The organism is Pseudomonas sp. URMO17WK12:I6 (assembly GCF_003253625.1).
Taxonomy (GTDB): Bacteria; Pseudomonadota; Gammaproteobacteria; order Pseudomonadales; family Pseudomonadaceae; genus Aquipseudomonas.
This window is the reverse complement of sequence record NZ_QKYZ01000021.1, coordinates 1-20113: the sequence shown is the minus strand read 5'-3', so window position 1 is coordinate 20113 and position 20113 is coordinate 1. Positions and strand designations below refer to the sequence as shown.

Here is a 20113-nt window from a genome sequence, read left to right as displayed (position 1 = left end):
ATCAATCCCAACGCAAAAAAAAGCCACCTGACCCGGTGGCTTTTCAGCATTTGCATGATCAGTCGTAGATCACTTTCTTCTTCCAGTCGGCATCAGCCTCGACGTCTTTGAGCCCTTCAGTCAGTTGGTTCACTTCGCCTTCAACTGGGGCGATCTTGTCCATGACCTGGTCGTTGGCGCGGGCCAGGAGTTTTTCCAGGTACTCGAGTTGTTCGCTGTAGACCTGGGGCTCCGGCTGTTTGCGCAGGTATTGCACGCCGCGTTCGAAGGCCAGTCGGGCCTGACCTGGCTGGTTCTGTTGCAGGGAATGCTGACCAAGGTTGTTGAAGAATTCGATGTGCAGCAGGACCAGGATGTGGCGGACCTCGCGGATCCAGTGCTTGGCTTCGTTGGTCGGCAGGTAGCCGTCCTGTGCGGCACGGGTGATCTGGCCATGCAGGGCTTCGAGCAGGAAGCGCACGTCTTTGGCCTTGGCTTCGGTCTGGATCGGTGCCGGCGGGTTGTTGACCGGGATCGATTCGCCTTGGGCAACCAAGGCACTCAGCTCGGTAATCCGTGGCTTTAGCGTGGGGCTGGTTTTTTCTAGGTTGAGCAAGCGCTGGCAGACGTTCAGTTCCAGACGGGTCAATAGCAACTTGAGCGCGGGTGTCATGAACTGACCGGGAAAGGTCTCGGTGATTTCGCCGCAGCGACGCAGGCGGTCGTTGAGTTCAACCTTGGTGCGGGCTTTTTCCAGCTTATTGTTTTCCACCACATGGTTCATGTAGCCAATGGCGATCAATAGTGCGATCCCGGCTACGACTAGCAGGGTGATCATGAGTGGTGTCACCGGTAAGACCTCTTTATGGGGTTCGCGTTCGAGTCGAGTGTAGTTGGCTTGGCATATGGGCGCATAGGGTTGCTCGACGAGTGAATCGGCTATAGCTCTTCTTATATCGGCCGCAATGCCGCTTCTATAAGTAAATAGCGTGCGAGGTGCACATTGCCATCATCTCGGCATGGACTATAGCGTCTTGGTGGATGCCAGAATATAGGCGCCAAAGGTCAGGCGACACAAAAGCCTGAATCGCTGCCAAAAGCAGGGCGAAGTCATTGATTTAAATAAATTTATATCTGGGGGTTGACGACCCCTCAATCCATCCATAGAATGCGCGCCACTTACAGCGTAAAGCACACAGCGAAACGCGGTAGGGAGTGAATGTTGTACGTGTGTCCCCTTCGTCTAGTGGCCTAGGACACCGCCCTTTCACGGCGGTAACAGGGGTTCGAGTCCCCTAGGGGACGCCAATGCGGGAATAGCTCAGTTGGTAGAGCACGACCTTGCCAAGGTCGGGGTCGCGAGTTCGAGTCTCGTTTCCCGCTCCAATTTTAAACAGCGTTGCTTTCGGGCAAAGCTGAGTGAAACCAGAACCAAGTCTTCGGATGCGGGTCTGGGCACCGAAACACACACCATGTGTTCCGGGCAGCGTGTCCCCTTCGTCTAGTGGCCTAGGACACCGCCCTTTCACGGCGGTAACAGGGGTTCGAGTCCCCTAGGGGACGCCATTTGCGGGAATAGCTCAGTTGGTAGAGCACGACCTTGCCAAGGTCGGGGTCGCGAGTTCGAGTCTCGTTTCCCGCTCCAAATTCAAAAAAACGCCGCTCATTTGAGCGGCGTTTTTTTATGCGCGTAAAAAACCTGCTTCAATTTCCAAGGCTCTGCACCAGGCTTTCAAGTGCTTCAATGGTTGTATCTTCCAGGGGCGGTTGCGCTGCTACCGCTCTAAGTTGGCTGGCCAAACGGTATTCGCTGGGCGTGCAGTTGACGAACTGCTTGAAGGCGCGGGCGAAGTAGGAAGGATCCTTGAAGCCGGCCTCATAACCGATGCTGGTAATCGGCATCTGGCTGTTGTCGAGCAGCTGTTTGGCAAAACTCATGCGCTTGTCCAGGATGTAATCGGTGAAACCGACGCCATTGGCTTCCTTGAACAGGCGACTGAAGCGAAAAGTCGTCATGCCGCAGCGCTTGGCCAAATCCCTCTGATCGATGCTGTCCCGAAAGTGCTGGTCGATGTACAGCATGGTATGGCTCAGCGCCTGGTGTTTTTGGTGCCCGGAGGTCAGGCGGATGCTCTCTGGCAGAGTGGGCGAGTGGTCGATCAGCAATGTCTTGTCCTGACCGGCATTGCGGCGCAATTCGCAAAGCTGCAGCAGAGCCGTCAGGTAGCGCTTCCTCTCGGCGTTGGTGAGCGGGAGCACCATGTATTCCCAGACACTGGAGCGCATGGCCCAGACGGCCAGTTCTTCTGAGTGCTGCACAGTGAACATGGTGATCGGGATGGTAGGGGTGGTGCGTTTGATCTCCAGCAACAACCGCAAGCCGGGGGTGTCGGGGCGATCGAAATGGATGCAGATCATGTCTGCCTGTTCCCCGCTGGGCAGCACGGAATTTTTCGCCAGTTTGCAGTCGCAAGTCTCCTCGAACTGCGCGATGAGTTCCTTCGTGGAACGATCGTGAGTCAGATCGAACCAAAGCAGCGATGGCCTTCTGGTCATGTTGGACGTCATGTCTCTACTCTGCGGTTCTACGGGCCCCTCTTCGCTGAGTAGTATTGCTAACGTGCCATCACTTTGCAGATTAAATACTGATAAGAAAGACGAATTTTAGTTCTATCCGCTCTATGCGTTGCCTGGAAATCAGTCCCAGGCAACAGCCTGTTGGTGTGTCGTCTATGAACCAGGTATCAGCCGCTCGTCGCTTGTAAATCGAAGTCAGTGGTATTCGCGAGCCATCCCTTGTTTTACCCCTCCTGCTACTTCTGCAAAGGCCAATAACCGTATTTGGCCGCACCCGCAAAAAAGTCCTAGTGATGTGCAAAATCTTCCTAACGCCCATGCCTTGCCCCTGACTAGGGTTGCATCAGGCAGTGCAGAACGTACTGCCTTCCGGAAAAAACAACATTCGAGTGAGGTGGGCAAAATGAATCTGCAGACAATCAAGGCTTCGGTAGTGAAGTTCGCCAAAGACGAAGACGGCCTGACCATCGTGGAATACGCCGTGGCCGGTGGGCTGATTACGGTAGCTGTTGCCGCTGCGTTCGTGCTTTTGGGCGGTGCCGTGAATACCAAAATCAGGGCGCTGTGCCAGGCCGTCAACGGCAACGTTGCGTGCTGATAACGAAATTTACGGTGGCGGGACGCGGCGAAGTCCATGAATGACCGGTTGTTGCTGTTTTGCTGATAGAGCGACCGGATAACTCAATGGACTTCGCGCTGTCCCCGCCAATGTACTTTCCGAGCCGTATGACCGCTGAAGTGAGGTACACAAAATGACTCTGCAAACAATCAGAACTTCGATAAGCAAGTTCGCCAAAGATGAAGATGGCCTGACCATTGTGGAATACGCGGTGGCAGGTGGGTTGATTACGGTAGCTGTGGCTGCAGCCTTCGTTCTTTTGGGCGGCGCTGTAGATACCAAGATCAGAGCGCTGTGCCAGGCGGTCAACGGCAACGTTGCCTGCTAACGATAATCCCGGTAGGGGAGACGCGCCATGTCCATGGAATTGCTGGTGTCGACTGTTTTACTGCTAGGACTGCTGGGCGTCGCGGTGGTGAGCGATCTGCTTCGCCACCGTATCCCCAACACGCTGGTCCTGTTGGGCATTGCCCTGGGATTGGCCGGTCAGACTTATTCAGGTGGTATCAGCGGATTGGGTGACAGCCTGTTGGGTATCCTGATCTGTTTTGCGTTCTTTCTGCCGATGTACGCCCTGGGAGGCATGGCTGCTGGCGACGTCAAGTTGATGGCCATGGTCGGCAGCTTTCTTCCGTTCCATTTCGCCTTGTGGGCAGCCATGTTCAGCCTGATAGCTGGTGGGGTGTGCGGTTTCCTGATCGTGCTGGTTCGCGGGCAATTGTTGCAGACCCTGGGGCGTTATTGGCTGATTCTCAGGGCGCAGGCCTATCTGGCGCCGACTTCGGATGAAGTCGCCGGCAAACCTTTTCCTTATTCGATCGCAATCTTGATCGGCACTTTAAACAGCGTCTACTGGCAACTGGTTGCCGGTGGATTGGGAGGTTAGTCATGCACGTCATTGTCGATAGTGATGCCTACTCCAGCGATCGGGAAGCGGTGCAACGGCTGGCTCCTCAGCCTTGCACAATCCGCGAGACGGGTCTGACCGACAGTTTTCTCGGTGAGTTGGTATGCAAGCATTTGTACGACGCCGGCGTGCTGGACATGCCGCGACTGGTGGAGCGCCTGGCGCTGACTGGCGCCGTACTTGAAGAAGTCCTGGCGTTTCTGCGCAAGGACGGTCGTGTCGAAGTCCTGGGTCAGGTGGGGCAATCGGGTGGGCAGCTGCGTTATAGCCTGACCGAACGCGGTCGCAGTGCTGCCCGCGATGCGCTGTCACGCAGCGGCTATATCGGCGCGGCCCCCTTCCCGGTGAGTACCTACCGTTCCCTGATCAAAATCCAGACCATTCACCATGGTCGCATCAGCTCAAGCGATATGCACAAGGCCCTCACCGGTGTAGTGCTCACGGAGGGGATGCTCGATCAACTGGGTGTGGCCCTGAACTCCGGGCGCGCAATCATGATTTATGGCCCCGCGGGTACCGGCAAGACCTACGTCAGCAGTCGGTTGATTCGTCTGTTCGCCGAGGCCATCTGGGTACCTCATGCCATCGTGATCAACGAGTCGGTGATCGAGATCTATGACCCGCAGGTGCATCAGCGGCTGGATGACAACGGTCAACAGAACAATCTGATGCTCAACGAAGGGATCGATCGTCGACTGCTGTGCTGCAAACGCCCGGTCGTCATTACGGGCGGTGAGTTGAGCATGGAACAGCTGGATGTTCGCTATGACCCCTTCACCCGCCAGTACCAGGCCGCCTTGCAGCTCAAGGCCAGTAATGGCCTGTTCATCATCGATGACATGGGCCGCCAGCGCATGGCACCCGCCGAGCTGTTCAATCGCTGGATCGTCCCGATGGAGGAGAAGCGCGACTTCCTCAATTTGGGCGGTGGTCGGCATTGCGAGCTGCCATTCGATCTGGTTCTGGTGTTCTCCACCAACCTCAATCCCCTGGAACTGGCTGATGAGGCCTTCTTGCGGCGGATTGGCTACAAGTTGCAGTTCGGTTACCTGAAGCCCGAGGAGTACGAAAAGATCTGGCGTCAGGAATGTGAGCGTCTGGGTATTCCTTTTGACCCCCTGCTGCTGCGTTATGTACTGCAAAGGCTTTATGCAAGTGAAGGCATGCCCCTGGTGCCTTGCCATCCCCGAGATCTCCTGAACATGGCCCTCGATCGTCAGCGTTATATCGGCGGTACCGGGGCACTGTCACCACAAGAGTTGGAATGGGCCTGGCACAACTACTTCGTCCAGCTCGACTTTCTTTGATACGGAGATACTGACATGAGCTCTCGTACTCTTCCCCTGATAGGCGTTTCCCTGGTCATGGGCCTTGGTGCTGCATGGATGGCCGACTCCTGGCTAAGCGCCCGGCTCAATGCCACGCCAGATGACCATCTTCGAAGCGTGGTAGTCGCCACGGTAGAGATTCCATTCGGGCAGATGGTCGAGGCCCAACAGGTCACGACCGTGCGCATGCCCATGGACACGATCCCGGACGATGCTCTCGATTCCAGCGACAAGGCCGTGGGCAAGATCGCAACGTTCGACATCTTGCGTGGCGACGTCATGCGCAGCGCACGCCTGAGCGAGCACCTGGGCGGCAGTACCCTGGCCTCTCTGATTGCCACAGACAAACGTGCCATTTCGGTACGCGTGGACGATGTGGTTGGTGTGGGCGGATTCCTCCTGCCAGGTAACCGGGTCGATGTACTGGCGACCAAAACCACCAGTGCCGGCAGCAACAGTGCCGTGTCCAGGACCATCCTCGAGAACTTGCGGGTGTTGGCGGTGGACCAGACGGCGGGTACCGACAAGACCCAACCGGTGGTGGTGCGCGCAGTGACGCTGGAGATGACGGCCGCCGAGGCTGAAACCCTGGTCACGGCGCAAACGGAAGGCAAGCTGCAACTGGCGCTGCGCAATCCGCTGAACTCCGAGAAAAAAATCGTGACCGCCGCGCCTGCTGCACAGGCCCCCATGGTTGTGGCCGCTGCCCCAGTGCAAAAACGCGTGGTGCACCGTAGCGAGGGTGGTGGGGCTCTCACCATCATTCGCGGGGTCCAGACCAGTTTAGTGAAAGTTCGTTGACTGAGCGGTAGGGGTGCCTGTGCACCAAGGTATTGGCGGAGCCGATCCGGATCAGTATCGGCAAACGAGGGCTTGATGATGAATCTTCGTATTCAGCGGCCGTTCACTGCGACGCCAAGGCGCCAGGGAGGAGCGGTGAGCGTACTGATGGTGATCGCCTTGGCGGCGATTTCCATGATAGCGGCGTTGGCTCTGGACGGCGGGCACATGATGTTGAACAAGACGCGCCTGCAAAACGCTGTGGATGCCGCCGCCCTGAGTGGCGCCAAAACCCTGCTTGAGGCGGCAGGTGCTGCCACCATGGCCAGCGCGACACGCACTGCCGCGCTCAATACGCTGACGCAAAATGCCAATGCCACGGGCAACTCCGAATTGGCAACGGCGGTCGCCGGCAACCCAGGCGCATTTGCGGTGGTGGAACTTTCCAGCAGCGTCTATGGCCCGTTCTCCTATCCCGGGCCGGCAAATGCCAAGTACGTTCGGGTATCGGTACCGAGCTATCAGCTGACAGGTTTTTTCTGGAGCTTCGTTCAGACATTAGGCACTGCGGGTCTTGGGAGCAAGGCCGTGGCGGCGATCGCCACCGCCGGCCCCAGCCCTACCAGCCCCTGTGATCTTGCACCTTTGATGGTCTGTGGCGACCCGACTAAATACAACCCGGCCGCGGGCATGTTCTGGGGCTTCCAGTTTGGTGACTTGCAGGTACTGAAGACGGCTGCTGGCAATTCGTCCCCCATTGGCCCAGGCAACTTTCAGTTGCTCGACTTTGGATCGGGCGGCAGTACGGTCAGGGATGATCTGGCTGGAGGTGGCAAGGTCTGTCGCAACGTGGGGCAAAACGTCCAGACTGCTCCCGGCAACATGGTGGGTCCTACTTCGCAAGGTCTGAATACGCGCTTCGGCATCTATAACGGCCCAGTCAGTGCCTCGGACTATCCGCCAGACCTGGTGACGACGTCCAGCACCCCCGCGATCACTTACGACGACTCAGTCACCCCGCCAGTCGAGAAGTACAAGGGGCAAACCGTCACATCGAGCAACGGCAATCTCACGGCGGGCAGCGACGCGATACTGGACTACAACGACTGGCGTGCAAGCACAGCCGCGTGTGTGGCCGGGTCCGGCAGCGGCTGTCAGAGCGGTGGGGTGTACGAGCGTCGGATGCTGAAAATCGTGGTGGGCGACTGCACCGGTAAACAGGGGGGGACAACCTCGGTGCCGGTCCTGGGTTTTGGTTGCTATTTCGTGGTACAGCCCATGAGCAACGGCGGCACGGAATCGCAGATATTCGGCCAGTTTGTGAAGGAGTGCGAAGGCGATAACGTAGCCGGCCCCTCGCCGTCCACCGATGTCGGCCCGCAGATCATTCAACTCTACAAAACCTATATTGGCAGCGGCACTGGCACTCCGAGCACAGACTCGTAGGAGGCGTCATGGGACTTCACTCATTCAAGCGACCACAGGCTCAGCAAGGCGTGGCATTGGTGGAATTCACCCTAGTCCTGCCGCTGTTGCTTCTGTTGTTACTGAGCCTCGGCGAATTCGGCCGCATGCTCTACCAGTACAACGTCCTGTTGCAGGCCAGCCGTGATGCCGACCGTTTTGTCGCCAGCCAGGCCTGGGACTCGACGCTCGGCGCTATCGCTCTGAGCAATACGCTGCTGACCCAGACGAAAAACGTCGCGGTCTATGGCGTGCCCAGCGCTACCGGCAGCGCTGTGGTGTCAGGGTTGACGACCGCGAACGTAGCGGTCGCCGCGGTAGGCACCGACCATGTGCGAGTCACCATCACCTATAGCTTCTGCCCGGTGATTGGCAGTGGCAATTGTGTCGGCACGTTTCCTGGTCTTATCGGTGGGCAGTTTGCGCTGGCCATTCCGTTGGTTGCCACCACTGTCATGAGGGTGCTGTGATGAATAAAAAACGCATGCACGGCACCTATGTCGTGGAGTTCGCCTTCATCGGCATGCTGGTGTTCATCCTGTTGTTCGGCGTGGTGGAAATGGGCCGCCTGTACTTCACGGTCAGTGCGCTGGATGAAGCCGCGCGGCGTGGTGCGCGGCTGGCAGCGGTGTGCAACATCAGCGATCCGGTGGTCTTGCGGCGGGCGATCTTCAACGCCTCGACCGACGCCGGCACGAGCCAGCTGATCACGAGCCTGGCCACCACCAACCTGACGCTGACTTATCTGGACGTCAACGGTGCTGTGGTGGCCAATCCCGGCGACCTGGTCAGCGCTACTGGCTTTCGTGCCATCCGTTATGTCCAGTTGAGTCTGCAAGGCTTCGTTTTCAATCTGTTTATTCCCGGGTTAGGCGTGCCCATTACCTTGCCTGCATTCAAGGCAACCTTGCCACGCGAAAGCCTCGGGCGTCATTCCGATTCCGGGGAGATCACACCATGCTGAATACCAAGGATACCCCGCTCTCCACTTCGACCGGCAAGGCTGGGCTGAGGTTGCTGATCAGCAGCCGTGATGCCACCTCGTTGCGCGATCTGCAGAGCGTCTGCCAGCGCATGCCCTGCCTGGAGGTGAGCACTCGCCTGGTGAGTAATGGGCATGTCGACCCGCTCTACGGCCTGGACCGCATGCCCGATCTGTTGCTGTTGCGCGTCAGCCATCTGTGGCGCGAAGAATTGGCGGCGCTGTTGCAGCGTCCGGCCCATGAGCGTCCGCCGATGTTGGTGTGCGGTCTGCTGACCGAGCAGGAAGGCATGCGCCTGGCGATGCAGGCCGGCGCCCGTGACGTGCTGCCGGAGCCTATCGCCGAGACCGAACTGGTTGCCGCCTTGAATCGCCTGGTCATGGAGGTTCGCACCGGCAGCGGGACAGAAGGGAAATTGATCGCCGTGATGAGCGCCAAGGGCGGCTCCGGCGGAACCTTGCTGGCCTGCAACCTGGCTCAACAGCTCAGCGTCAGGGGCGGCAGCACCCTATTGCTGGACATGGACCTGCAATTCGGCAGCGTGACGCATTACCTGGACGTGGCGCAGACGCACAGCCATCTCGAGGTGCTGCATCAGATCGATGGCATGGATAGCGTCGCGCTACGCGGTTTTTGCAGCCACTTCAGCCCGACCTTGCATGTGCTGGGTGGTCGGGCCGGTGAGCTGTGCCTGCCGCAGGATGCCCAACCCGAGCAACTTGACACCCTGTTGCAACTGGCCCGCGCCAGCTACGACTGGGTGGTGATCGACCTGCCACGGCAAATCGACCACCTCACCGGCTCCGTGCTGGAACAGGTGGACCGGGTGTACGTGGTGGTGCAGCAGAGCGTCAGTCATCTGCGCGATGCCAGCTCCCTGGTGCGGATTCTTCGCGACGACCTGGGCGTGCGCGGCGATCAGTTGCAGATTGTGGTCAACCGCTATGACAAGGCCGCAGCGATCAGCCTCAAGGATATTGGCGAGGCACTGCGCTGCACCAATCTGTCGAAATTACCCAACGACTTCAACCTGGTCAGCCAGAGTCAGAACACTGGCGTGCCGTTGGGGCTGCATGCGCCGAGGGCCGCGATTACTACCGCCCTGCGCGACATGACCGAGGACCTGGTCGGTCAACAGGTGGCCGGGAACAAAGGCTTACTCAAACGCGCCTTCAACCGTTTTTTCGGGGGATGACCCATGATCAGCGACTTTCGTAACCGCTTGCGCAAACAGTCCGGTAAACCCGCAGCATCGTCAGCTGCTCAGGGCGACGACCTGCTGGATCCGGCAGAGGAAATAATGGCGTGGGAGCGTGCAACACCGGACGTTCTTTACGAAACCAGAAGCCAGGTCACCCCGGTGGAAGCCGAGTGGCGGGAAAAAATCTACCAGCAATTGCTCAAGGTCATGGACCTGTCCTTGCTGGACTCCCTTGAACAGGCCGAGGCCTCACGGCAGATCCGTGATATTTGCCAGCGCCTGCTCGACGAGCATTCGGCACCGGTGAGTACCACCAGCCGCCAGTTGATCATCAAGCAGATCACCGACGAGGTGCTCGGTCTGGGGCCCCTGGAGCCGTTGCTGGCCGATCACAGCGTGTCCGACATTCTGGTCAACGGCTATGCCTCGGTCTATGTCGAGCGCTTCGGCAAACTGCAACGGACCGATGTGCGTTTTCGCGATGATCAGCATTTGCTGAATATCATCGACCGCATCGTGTCCAGCCTGGGTCGGCGTATCGACGAGTCCTCGCCATTGGTGGACGCCCGGCTCAAGGACGGTTCGCGGGTCAACGCGATTATCCCGCCGCTGGCCATCGACGGCCCGAGCATGTCGATTCGCCGCTTTGCGGTGGACCTGCTCAATACCGACAGCCTGATTCAGGTGGGGACATTGACCCCGGCCATTGCTCTGCTGCTCAAGGCGATTGTCCGCGGGCGCCTGAACGTGCTGATTTCCGGCGGTACCGGTAGCGGCAAAACCACCATGCTCAACGTGTTGTCCAGTTTCATTCCGCACAACGAGCGGATCGTCACCATCGAAGACTCGGCCGAACTGCAATTGCAGCAGCCCCACGTGGTGCGCCTGGAAACCCGGCCTTCGAACATCGAGGGGCGTGGAGAGGTGAGTCAGCGGGAGTTGGTGCGCAATAGCTTGCGGATGCGCCCAGACCGCATTGTGATCGGCGAAGTGCGCGGTGCCGAGGCGCTGGACATGCTGACGGCCATGAACACCGGCCATGACGGTTCGTTGACCACGATCCACGCCAACACCGCGCGCGATGCGTTGGGGCGAGTCGAGAACATGGTGTCGATGAGCGGGGCGACCTTCCCGATCAAGGCCATGCGTCAGCAGATCGCGTCGGCCATCGATGTGGTGATCCAGCTGGAACGTCAGGAGGACGGCAAGCGCCGGCTGGTCAGCGTGCAAGAGATCAACGGCATGGAAGGCGAGATCATCACCATGACCGAAATTTTCTCCTTTGCGCGCCAGGGCATGGGTGAAAACGGTGAAGTGCTTGGCGATTATCGCCCCAGCGGCATGATTCCGGCCTTCCGCGATGTGCTGGCCAAGCGTGGCATCGAGTTGCCGCTGACGATGTTCAGGCCTGAATGGATGGAGGCACGGCAGCCATGAGCCATATTCCTGCTGAATTCATTGTGATGTTCCTGGGCATGGTGTTTATCGCCGTGTTCCTCTTGTCCCAGGGCGTGGTGGTGCCGGTGTTCGGCGAAGCGGGCAAGATGCGCAAGCGCATCCGCGGCCGTTTGCATGTACTGGAAAAAGCCAACAATTTGCCCAACATGCAGACGGTGTTGCGGCAGAAATACCTGACGCGTTTGTCGCCACTGGAGGCCATGCTCGAGCAGTTGCCGTTCATGGCGAGCCTTACGCAGATGATCGAGCAGGGCGGCCATGAATACCGCGCTTATCGAGTGATCTTGCTCGGGCTGTTCCTGGGCGCGTGTGCGGGCATCTCGATCTGGATGGTCGTGACCGTCTGGTGGATGGCGTTGCTGGCAGGCTTCGGGGTGTTCTGGTTACCCCTGCTGAAAATTTCTCGTGACCGTAGCAAACGTTTCGCTGCGTTTGAGGAAGGCCTGCCGGATGCGCTGGATGCCATGTGCCGGGCCTTGCGTGCCGGGCACCCGTTCAACGAAACCCTGCGTCTGGTCGCCGAGGAGCACAAGGGGCCGGTCGCTCATGAGTTCGGCCTGACCTTTGCCGACATCAACTATGGCAACGATGTTCGCCGGGCCATGCTCGGCCTGCTGGAGCGCATGCCCAGCATGACGGTGATGATGCTGGTGACTTCGATCCTCATCCACCGCGAGACTGGCGGCAATCTGACGGAAGTGCTGGAGCGTCTGAGTCGGCTGATCCGCGGGCGTTTCCGCTTTCAGCGCAAGATCAAAACCCTGTCGGCGGAAGGGCGCATGTCGGCCTGGGTGCTGGTGGCGATTCCCTTTGTGCTGGCTATTGCGATCGTGCTCACAAGCCCCAGCTACATGCCTGTGCTGCTCAATGATCCCATAGGCCACAAGCTGATCATCGGGGCTTTCTTCGCCATGTTGATCGGGATTTTCTGGATACGAAAAATCATCCGGATTCAGGTTTAAGCGATATTCGCTACCGGGAGGTACAGGTCATGGACTTTTTACTCGGGTTGTTCAGTCGGTTCACGGGGAACGAGGAAGTAGCGCGCCTGTTGTTCCTTGGCGCGATCGGTTTGAGTACGGTGCTTGCGGTCGTCGCCTTGATGTTGCTGATGCTGGGTCTTCAGGACCCGGTACAGCGTCGTCTGGCGCTGATCAAGCGCGGTTATTTGGGCAATACGGCAGGGCAGGAAGCGCCGGGTAATCTGCAGCTGTTGCTGGAGCGGGTCGGCCAGCGTTTTGCCTCGGCTGAATCGGCCCAGGCGTCAGTTACCCAGACTCTGTTGACGCATGCGGGTTACCGCTCCTCTTCGGCGGTGCAGATGTACTGGGCGGTGCGCTTGATGTTACCGCTGTTGATGGTCGGCCTTGCGTTGCTGCTGTTGCCGCTGATTCCCAAGGTTTCCCTGGCTGTGGGGCTGTTGTTGGTGGTCATGGTGGCCGGTATCGGATGGTTGCTGCCAGCGCTGTATGTCGCCAAGCGTAAGCAGGCGCGTCAAAACCGGCTGCGTATCGCGTTTCCAGATGCGCTGGATCTGATGGTGGTCTGCGTGGAGTCAGGCCTGTCACTGCCCACGACCATTGAACGGGTGGCTGAAGAGATGTCGGTCAGTCATGTTGAACTGGCTGAAGAGCTGGCCCTGGTCAATGCGCAGATCCGCGCGGGCATCACCAGTACCGAGGCGCTCAAACAACTGGCCATACGCACCGGTCTGGAGGACGTGCAAGGGTTGGTCAGCTTGTTGGCGCAGAGTATTCGCTTTGGTACCAGCGTGGCCGACACCCTGCGCATCTATGCCGATGAATTCCGTGATCGGCGTACGCAGGCCGCCGAAGAGGCGGGGGCGAAAATCGGCACCAAGCTGATATTTCCACTGATTTTCTGCCTGTGGCCGAGCTTCTTTCTGGTCGCCATCGGCCCGGCCATGATTGGCGTAATGAAAGCATTCGGAAATATGTAAGAGGATCGGGTGGGGGGCTGTCGAATCAGATGGCCTTGCCACCCGAACCTGATCTGTACTTCCCCTCCCAAGATCTACACCGCTCGCTCCTACGGGCAATGTTGTTCACTTAAGCCGTAATGCGATCTGTAGCAGCTGGCGAAGCCTGCGTTCGGCTGCGAAGCAGTCGTAAAATCAGCCATTGCGGTGCGTCAGGCACATCACGGCAGCCGGACTCACGACTGCTGCGCAGCCGAACGCAGCCTTCGGCAGCTGCTACAAAGAATGCGTCGCGGCTGAAACTGTTTAAGTGAACAGCATTGCGCTCCAGGGGGACTCGGTCAGAACTGAACAATGTGTAGATGCCAATACTTTCCAGCAGACGTGATTAAGCCTGGCGTTTTAGCCAGGCTACTCTGGACGATGCCAGAGGTTGATCATCCATTGACGTCCCTCAGTTGCTGCTGGAGGTCATTTTCCCCCCAGCCTTCTGCTCAAAGAACATCGGGATCGGGTAGGTGAAGCTGTTCAGCCAGCGCTGGAAGGACAGGTCACGCTCAGTGACCGATGCAGTTTGTCGAAAAGGGGAGGCAACCACACCACGAATCTGTAGCTGCATCCACTGTTCGGTGCCCTTTTGCGGCGCCGAGGAGGGACCTGGCTCAATAGCCCAGGCACTGGTGGACAGGCAAGCCATGCACACAATCAACAGCCCTTTGGTATTCATCTCGACTCCTCGTACGTTCTACTTGATCGCAGCATTGGCTGAGGCATCGACTACGGCCTCAGTCTTGCGATTCCCCTCGGAAGCCACCGCTTTTTTGGCAGAGGCCTTGAGTTTTTCCGCTCGGGTTTGAGCCTCTGCAACTTGCTGGGGACTCAAGCTGGCGCGGTTCGCGAGTTCGGCAGCCGCCTTCCAGTTATCCTGATAGATCAGCAGCGTCACCATGTTGAGTGCCGCCAGTGAATCCGCCTGCTTGAGCTCCATGGCCGTCATGAACTCGAAGCGTGCTTCAGGGATCCGTCGCTGATTGAGGTAGACGACCCCCAGGTCATTGCGCATCTTGTCGTCGGTGGGGGACATCTTCACCGCGCGTTCGAGGTGAGTGGTAGCGCCGGCGTTATCATTTTTGGCCGCGGCCAACTGGCCCAGGCCATGTTCCCCTTCAGCGGCCAGACAGGTGCCGAGCAGGCTTTGATACAACGGCTCCGCATCTTTACGCCCCATCAAGCGCAGCACCCGGGCCTTGCGCAGACGAACCTGGACCAGGTCATCGGGCAAACCTTCCAGGTTCGCCAGGCTGGCGTACAAACGGCCTTCGTTGGCCATGTTGTCGGCCAGGTTCAGGGCCAACTCTTGCTCCGAAGCGGGTTTGGCACAACTGCCCGGTCGCGAAACGATACCGTTGGTGGCACAACCTGCGAGCATCAATGTCGCCGTTATTGCAATGACTGCTTTCATCGAGTGTCCTCTGGCTACAACACGTTGAACGCCTGGCCAATGGCAATACAGCTGGCCCGCCAAGCGCTCAAGGTCACCGTTAAGAGTGAGGGCGAAAGCCCGGTTCAGCGTCTGGCTCCGGTTCATTGCGAGAGCCCGGTCTTACTGTCGAAATCACCATTTTCGAGGAAGAACATGCGGTAGAAGTTCGGGTCGTAATTGCGCAGCTGCTCGCCAGGCAACGACGGCAGTTGTGCATTGGCAGCCAGGGGCTGGACCAGATGCGGGGTGACGATCATCAGCAGTTCGCGCTCCTCACGGTTGACGGAGTTGTCGCGGAAGAACGCGCCCAGAATCGGGATATCGCCCAGCCCCGGGAATTTGTTCACCTGGGAATTGTTGCGAGTGCTGATCAGGCCGCTGATGACGAAGCTTTCGCCGTCGGCCAGGGAGATGCTGGTGTCGGTACGGCGTATGGTCAGCGCCGGAACTATGGTGCCGGCGATGCTGACGGCGTTGGTGAAGTCCAGTTCACTGACTTCCGGCGCCACCTTCAGGGCGATACGGTTTTTCTCGATGATGGTTGGCGTCAGGGTCAGGCGGATACCGAACTCCTTGTACTCGATGGAGATGTTATCGCTGCCCGAACTGGGCACCGGAATCGGTACTTCACCGCCGGCCAGGAAGCTCGCACTCTGCCCGCTGAGCGCCACCAGGCTTGGCCGCGCCAGGGTGTAGGCGAAACCGCTGCCTTCCAGTGCGTTGATCGCCACCAGGGTATTGCCGGTAGCAAAGTTGAGGTTGAACATGCCGTTGTCCACCGGCACCGACGGTGTGACGACGCCGCCAATGGTGGGCAAGGTTCTCGGCGAGCCGAACAGGAAGTTGCCGCGGGTGCCGAAAATAGACGCTGAGGCTTCCTTGAGTTTGGTCCGGCTGACTTCAACGAAGCGAATATCGGTCTGTACCTGGCTCGGCAGCAGCGGGTCTTCGTAAGGTCCGGTCGACGCGCTGGTCAGCGCCGAGGTGGCCCGGCCCTTGACGAACACCATGCTATGGCGCGGCTCTTTCGAACAGCCGGTCCAGACCATCAGGCTGGTGGTGCCCGGTGTCAGACCAGTGAGCAGGAAGGCGTTGGGGTTGTTGCCGCTGGGTTGCACATCGGCAATTTTCGGGTCACCCACGGCCAGTTGCGTCACCGGAACCGGAGTGCGCAGTTCACTCTGAAGCCCCTGACCGACCTCGAACGTTGTCGGCATACTGTCCATCTGCGAACAATTGGCCGCCGCGGCCTGAGCCGCGTCCACGCTGAGGCCCATCCAGAACAGGCCATGGATAATTCGCTTGAAAGCGGGCACGGTACGATAGCTCATTAAGTGCATCCTCGCTGAATAGGCCATCTACAAGGCAAACCAAGTTGCCTCGGATCACTACAGGGGGCCTGAGTCGACCCTCAACCTCGCCAGAGCACTCACCACTAATGACCAATGCCCCCGGCAATATTCCTTGGTGCTACACGCAAGCAGGTGCAATACGCTGATCCGAATGAACAGCGAGCGACCTTCTAAAACGGCTTTTAGTGATCCAGATACCTGGGCTGCCGACCCGAGCGACAGGCTCAGGCTCGACAACCATCGCGGTTATAGGCGGCACTTCCCGCCAACCTGACTCCCCTAAAAAGCAACCGGCAATCACAGCTCTGCGCCGGTAAACGCCTGTCAGGATCATAGTGAGGTAACTCCTTTTGCCAATTCGCTATCTGATCTCTGAACCTAACGTCAAAATTCAAACCGTTATGACTTCTTCTTGTTTGAAGGTAGTTCAAACAAAGCAAAGCGCCACGATTTAAAACAAAACTTTCAGGGCAGAGTGTGGAGATAGCCATGTTGCTGGCGTTGGAGCGGCAAAAAAATGCGGTTCGGCGAGGCAACTAAGGCGGCAGGGCTTACATGGACAGAATCAGGCGTCCGGCGAACAGAATAAGGATCACCCCCATGGTTCGTTCGAACCAGTGCCCCATGCGCATGAACAGCAGTCGCACCCGGGCGCTGGAAAAGAACAGGGCCACGATCACGAACCACAAGGCGTTCACGAAGCACATCCACAGCCCGTACAGCGCCTGAATCTGCAGCGGTGTCGAGGCACTGATGATGGTGGTGAAGATCGCCAGGAAGAACAGCGTGGCCTTGGGGTTGGTGGCGTTGGTCAGAAACCCCGTGCTGAAGGCCTTGAACAGGGTCTGCTGCTCAGTTGACGCTGCCGCGCCGTTGTCGCCTTCAGTCGCCACTTTGGGTTTGCTGCGCAACAGGCTCACACCGAGATACAAAATGTAGGCCCCCCCGATCACCTTGGCTACCATCAATAGCCAAGGCGTGGTGTGCATCAATGCGCCGACGCCGAGCAAGGTGTACAGCACATGCACGGAAATGCCCGCGCCGATGCCCAGCGCCGTGCAGATGCCCACTAAACGCCCGAAACGCACGCTTTGGCGGATGGTCACGGCGAAGTCCGGCCCGGGAGCTACCACGGCCAGAAAATGGATGGTTGCCAGCGCCAGAAACTCGCCCAGGTAATTCGAAAACATCTCAACTCCAGAAAGTCAGGGGGGATGCATTGCCGCGGTAGCCGACAAAGAAAGAAAGGCTCAATCGCGGATCGTCCACACCCGGCGTCACCGAGTGCATGCGGCGTGAATTGAACATGATGAAATCACCCGGCTCAGGGCGAACCTCCAGGGTCGGAGGTCCGAGCAAGGCCGGATCGATGCCGTAACTGTCGCCACGCATCTCGTCGAACTGGTCCGGGGAAATGTCGTGGTCCCACATCTGCAATGCGCCGCCCTCGGTCGGCATGTTCAGGTAAACATTGCAGGCGAACTGCGCTTCCAGGCTTCTGGCCTGGAAACTGTCCGGGGCGTCCTTGGCGAAAATGTCGTGATGGGCGAGGAAGCACACGCCGGGTTTGACCACGCGCGATAGCCCCACATACATCTTGCGGCCATAGAGATTTTCCAGATGCGCCCCCGCCGGCCAGGACTCATCGAGCATGCAGCGCAGGGTGTCGACAGGCGAGGAGTAGGGCGCACAACGGCTGCGCAACTCGGCGATGTTGCTAGTGGCGCGCTCGAAATAGTCTTCGATCAGCAGTGGCTGGTTTTCCGCTTCGTAAAACGCCATGCCGATGCGACCGATGCTCGGTGCGTTGATGTAGCCTTCGAAGCCGGGGGCGAGGATCTTGTCGCCGATCTGGATCGCCAGTGGCCGAGGCAACAAGCCTCTGACGCGGATGGCGAGGACTTCTTCGTTGGCCAGTTTTTTTATGCACGTCTCATCGAGACGCTCGACGTCAAGCATCATGTCTTAGGTCCATCTATCAGATAGTCAACAGAGCCCGCGAACGCAGGCTCCCCCGGCGTCAGGCGATGACGGGATCGACATCGCCCAAAGACTCAGTCCACGTGGTAGTGGACTGACAACGTTCCCTTTTTCTGTGAAAGGGAAGCGATCGTGACCATGCCCAAATCCTTCAGGCTACGTACATGGGTGCCGCCGCAGCCGTAGGCGGGCAGCTCACCGAAACCGATTTCACGGGCGCCTTCGCGCAACGACGTCAAGCGCGGCAGATCATGGGCGATCCATTGCTTGATGCCGTGCTGAATCGTCTGGGCATCAACCTCCTGCGCGCCATCGCCCGGTTTGAATTGCACACGTCCTTCATCCGGCCAGTGATGAGCCTTGATAGGCATCCAGCCCATGGCCTGAACAAAGTGACCGATCAGGTGCCCCGCCGAATGCATGCGCGTATTGAACTGGCGGCGTTGCTCGTCGACCCGAATCTGGATCATGCCGAGTTTTACCGGGTGGTCGACGAAATGGATGATCCGCTCCGTTTCCTGCACCACGCGCAGCACCTGGCTTTCGCCGATCCAGCCGGTATCACAGGGTTGCCCGCCGCCCTGGGGGTGAAACAGAGTGGCGCGCAGCACCACGGCGAACTCGTTCTCATAGGGCGTGCAATCCAGGACTTCCACGTTGGCCCTGAGGTCATCACTATGGAAAAAGAGGCGAAGCGTCATATTCCATGCCCTTATTAAAGTTTCTATTTTTATTATATGAACCGTGGAATTGCGTGATAATCCGTTCAACCATCAAAGGACTGTTGCGCTGTGAGCATAAATCTTCCCTTGCCGCTGCTCGGTGAAATGGCGATTTTCGTCAAGGTTGTCGAAACCGGCAGTTTCTCCGAAGCGGCGCGTCAGTTGGGGTCTTCACCCTCGGCGGTGAGTCGCAGCATTTCGCGGCTGGAGAAGGCGCTCGCCACGCGTTTGTTGCAACGAACCACGCGCAAGCTACGCCTGAGCGACGGAGGCGAAGAGGTGTTCAAGCGCTGCCAGGAGATGGTCAGCGCGGCGAAGTCGGTGATGGAAATCAGCGGTCAGTTCACCCAGGAAGCGGAAGGGCTGGTGCGCGTCAGCGTGCCCAAGGCCGTCGGGCGATTTGTGATTCATCCACATATGCCGGAGTTTCTGCGGCGTTATCCCAAAGTGGATGTGGAGTTGTTGCTCGAGGACCGCCAGGTGGATTTGATCGATGACAACGTCGACCTGGCCATCCGTATTACCGATCGGCCCCCTGCGGGGCTGGTGGGGCGCCAATTGTTGACCATCGACCATTTGCTCTGCGCCACGCCGCAGTACCTGGCCGAGCACGGCACACCGACTCATCCCCACGACTTGCTCAATCACAGCTGCATCTATCTGGGCGAAACCCCGAGCGATGCGCGCTGGAAGTTCAAGAAAGGCAGTAAAGCCGTGACCGTCGGCGTGCGCGGACGTTACGCCGCCAATCACACGGGCGTGCGATTGGGCGCGGTATTGCAACACATCGGGATCGGTAGCCTGCCGTACTTCACCGCCCGTTATGCGCTGGAACAGGGGCTGATTGTGCAGGTATTACCGGACTGGACCTTTCTGGCGTCCTACCATGGAGGCGCCTGGCTGCTGCATTCGCCCACCCGCTATCTGCCGCCCAAGTTACGGGTATTCATCGACTATCTGGTGGAATGCCTGGAGAAGGAGCCGACCTTGAGCAATCCGGGCAAGCCAAGCGCGATGGGCAAGGGCGCGGCAGCGTATGAGTTGCCGGAGAGTGATGGGTTGTTTTGATCTTTACCCGGTGTCTAGTCCTGAAATAGGTTTACACCTGTTTCACCCTCAAAACGCCCGATGCACCGCATCGGGCGTTTTGCATTTCAACGATAGGTGCGGACGTTTGCTGTTGTAGATGCTTATCGACTCGTCGACCATTCGAATCGCCTCGGCCAGATCTCTAGGTCGGTGAAGCAGAAACTCTGTCTTCAAGATCCCGTTCACACGCTCTGCCAAAGCGTTCTGATAACAGTCATACCCGTCGGTCATCGAGCACCTGATTCCATGTTT

At 58.5% G+C, this 20113-nt stretch carries 22 protein-coding genes and 4 tRNA genes; 17 read left to right on the top strand and 9 right to left on the bottom strand.

Features of this window, described 5'->3' with window-relative positions; translation table 11 throughout:
• Positions 1-58: 58 nt before the first annotated feature.
• Positions 59-817, bottom strand: a complete 759-nt coding sequence (locus tag F475_RS26845; protein WP_064616541.1) for a hypothetical protein — start codon at positions 815-817, stop codon at positions 59-61.
• A 394-nt stretch (positions 818-1211) separates the two neighbouring features.
• Between F475_RS26845 and F475_RS26840 the strand changes: the two genes are divergently transcribed.
• From F475_RS26840 to F475_RS26825, 4 genes are all read left to right on the top strand, one after another.
• Positions 1212-1287, top strand: a tRNA-Glu gene (locus F475_RS26840).
• A gap of 2 nt (positions 1288-1289) precedes the next feature.
• A tRNA-Gly gene (locus F475_RS26835) sits at positions 1290-1365 on the top strand.
• 104 nt (positions 1366-1469) lie between these two features.
• Positions 1470-1545 (top strand) — tRNA-Glu (locus F475_RS26830).
• Between the two features lie 3 nt (positions 1546-1548).
• Positions 1549-1624 (top strand) — tRNA-Gly (locus tag F475_RS26825).
• Positions 1625-1683: 59 nt separating this feature from the next.
• Here the strand turns inward: F475_RS26825 and F475_RS26820 are convergent.
• A complete protein-coding gene (locus F475_RS26820) occupies positions 1684-2547 on the bottom strand; it encodes a DNA-binding response regulator (protein ID WP_018926262.1) in 864 nt (287 codons plus the stop codon).
• Positions 2548-2959: 412 nt separating this feature from the next.
• Between F475_RS26820 and F475_RS26815 the strand changes: the two genes are divergently transcribed.
• The 12 genes from F475_RS26815 to F475_RS26760 all read left to right on the top strand — a co-directional run bounded on the left by F475_RS26815 (position 2960) and on the right by F475_RS26760 (position 13256).
• Complete coding sequence (locus F475_RS26815) at positions 2960-3154, top strand: Flp family type IVb pilin (protein WP_018926261.1); 195 nt, start codon at positions 2960-2962, stop codon at positions 3152-3154.
• A 154-nt stretch (positions 3155-3308) separates the two neighbouring features.
• Positions 3309-3503 (top strand): Flp family type IVb pilin, encoded by a 195-nt coding sequence (locus F475_RS26810; protein ID WP_018926260.1) that lies wholly within the window; start codon positions 3309-3311, stop codon positions 3501-3503.
• Positions 3504-3530: 27 nt separating this feature from the next.
• Entirely contained in the window at positions 3531-4061 is a 531-nt protein-coding gene (locus tag F475_RS26805) for a prepilin peptidase (RefSeq protein ID WP_018926259.1), read from the top strand.
• Between the two features lie 2 nt (positions 4062-4063).
• Complete coding sequence (locus F475_RS26800) at positions 4064-5389, top strand: AAA family ATPase (RefSeq protein ID WP_111455155.1); 1326 nt, start codon at positions 4064-4066, stop codon at positions 5387-5389.
• Between the two features lie 15 nt (positions 5390-5404).
• Positions 5405-6211, top strand: a complete 807-nt coding sequence (cpaB, locus tag F475_RS26795; protein ID WP_111455154.1) for a Flp pilus assembly protein CpaB — start codon at positions 5405-5407, stop codon at positions 6209-6211.
• A gap of 75 nt (positions 6212-6286) precedes the next feature.
• Positions 6287-7636: a Tad domain-containing protein gene (locus tag F475_RS26790; RefSeq protein WP_111455153.1), complete on the top strand. Its 1350-nt coding sequence runs from the start codon at positions 6287-6289 to the stop codon at positions 7634-7636.
• A gap of 8 nt (positions 7637-7644) precedes the next feature.
• Positions 7645-8124, top strand: a complete 480-nt coding sequence (locus F475_RS26785) for a TadE/TadG family type IV pilus assembly protein (RefSeq protein ID WP_018926255.1) — start codon at positions 7645-7647, stop codon at positions 8122-8124.
• Positions 8124-8618, top strand: a complete 495-nt coding sequence (locus F475_RS26780) for a TadE family protein (RefSeq protein WP_111455152.1) — start codon at positions 8124-8126, stop codon at positions 8616-8618. The genes F475_RS26785 and F475_RS26780 overlap by 1 nt, the downstream gene beginning before the upstream one ends.
• Positions 8612-9832, top strand: a complete 1221-nt coding sequence (locus F475_RS26775) for an AAA family ATPase (protein ID WP_064616555.1) — start codon at positions 8612-8614, stop codon at positions 9830-9832. Before F475_RS26780 ends, F475_RS26775 begins: the two co-directional genes overlap by 7 nt.
• A gap of 3 nt (positions 9833-9835) precedes the next feature.
• Positions 9836-11275 carry a CpaF family protein gene (locus tag F475_RS26770; protein ID WP_111455151.1) on the top strand — a complete coding sequence of 480 codons (1440 nt, stop codon included), beginning with the start codon at positions 9836-9838 and terminating at the stop codon, positions 11273-11275.
• Positions 11272-12258 (top strand): type II secretion system F family protein, encoded by a 987-nt coding sequence (locus F475_RS26765; RefSeq protein WP_111455150.1) that lies wholly within the window; start codon positions 11272-11274, stop codon positions 12256-12258. Before F475_RS26770 ends, F475_RS26765 begins: the two co-directional genes overlap by 4 nt.
• Before the next feature lie 29 nt (positions 12259-12287).
• The gene (locus F475_RS26760; RefSeq protein WP_018926250.1) at positions 12288-13256 is read left to right on the top strand and encodes a type II secretion system F family protein; all 969 of its coding nucleotides are present in this window, start codon (positions 12288-12290) and stop codon (positions 13254-13256) included.
• A 433-nt stretch (positions 13257-13689) separates the two neighbouring features.
• Here the strand turns inward: F475_RS26760 and F475_RS26755 are convergent, their stop codons facing one another.
• The 6 genes from F475_RS26755 to F475_RS26725 all read right to left on the bottom strand — a co-directional run bounded on the left by F475_RS26755 (position 13690) and on the right by F475_RS26725 (position 18751).
• Entirely contained in the window at positions 13690-13962 is a 273-nt protein-coding gene (locus tag F475_RS26755) for a DUF3613 domain-containing protein (protein ID WP_018926249.1), read from the bottom strand.
• An 18-nt stretch (positions 13963-13980) separates the two neighbouring features.
• A complete protein-coding gene (locus F475_RS26750; protein ID WP_026286433.1) occupies positions 13981-14697 on the bottom strand; it encodes a tetratricopeptide repeat protein in 717 nt (238 codons plus the stop codon).
• A gap of 122 nt (positions 14698-14819) precedes the next feature.
• Positions 14820-16049 carry a type II and III secretion system protein family protein gene (locus F475_RS26745; RefSeq protein WP_064616561.1) on the bottom strand — a complete coding sequence of 410 codons (1230 nt, stop codon included), beginning with the start codon at positions 16047-16049 and terminating at the stop codon, positions 14820-14822.
• A gap of 572 nt (positions 16050-16621) precedes the next feature.
• Positions 16622-17260 (bottom strand): LysE family translocator, encoded by a 639-nt coding sequence (locus F475_RS26735; protein ID WP_111455149.1) that lies wholly within the window; start codon positions 17258-17260, stop codon positions 16622-16624.
• A 1-nt stretch (position 17261) separates the two neighbouring features.
• Positions 17262-18032 carry a 2OG-Fe(II) oxygenase gene (locus tag F475_RS26730; RefSeq protein WP_111455148.1) on the bottom strand — a complete coding sequence of 257 codons (771 nt, stop codon included), beginning with the start codon at positions 18030-18032 and terminating at the stop codon, positions 17262-17264.
• Positions 18033-18124: 92 nt separating this feature from the next.
• Entirely contained in the window at positions 18125-18751 is a 627-nt protein-coding gene (locus F475_RS26725) for a hypothetical protein (protein WP_019650412.1), read from the bottom strand.
• A gap of 90 nt (positions 18752-18841) precedes the next feature.
• Here F475_RS26725 and F475_RS26720 point away from each other — a divergent pair, with 90 nt between their 5' ends.
• Positions 18842-19840, top strand: coding sequence for a LysR family transcriptional regulator (locus F475_RS26720; RefSeq protein WP_064616565.1), 999 nt, complete (start codon positions 18842-18844; stop codon positions 19838-19840).
• A 48-nt stretch (positions 19841-19888) separates the two neighbouring features.
• On the opposite strand, the gene F475_RS26715 is transcribed toward F475_RS26720, so the two are convergent.
• Positions 19889-20113 (bottom strand): integrase core domain-containing protein (locus tag F475_RS26715; RefSeq protein WP_146602951.1); only part of this gene is annotated, 225 nt, incomplete at its 5' end.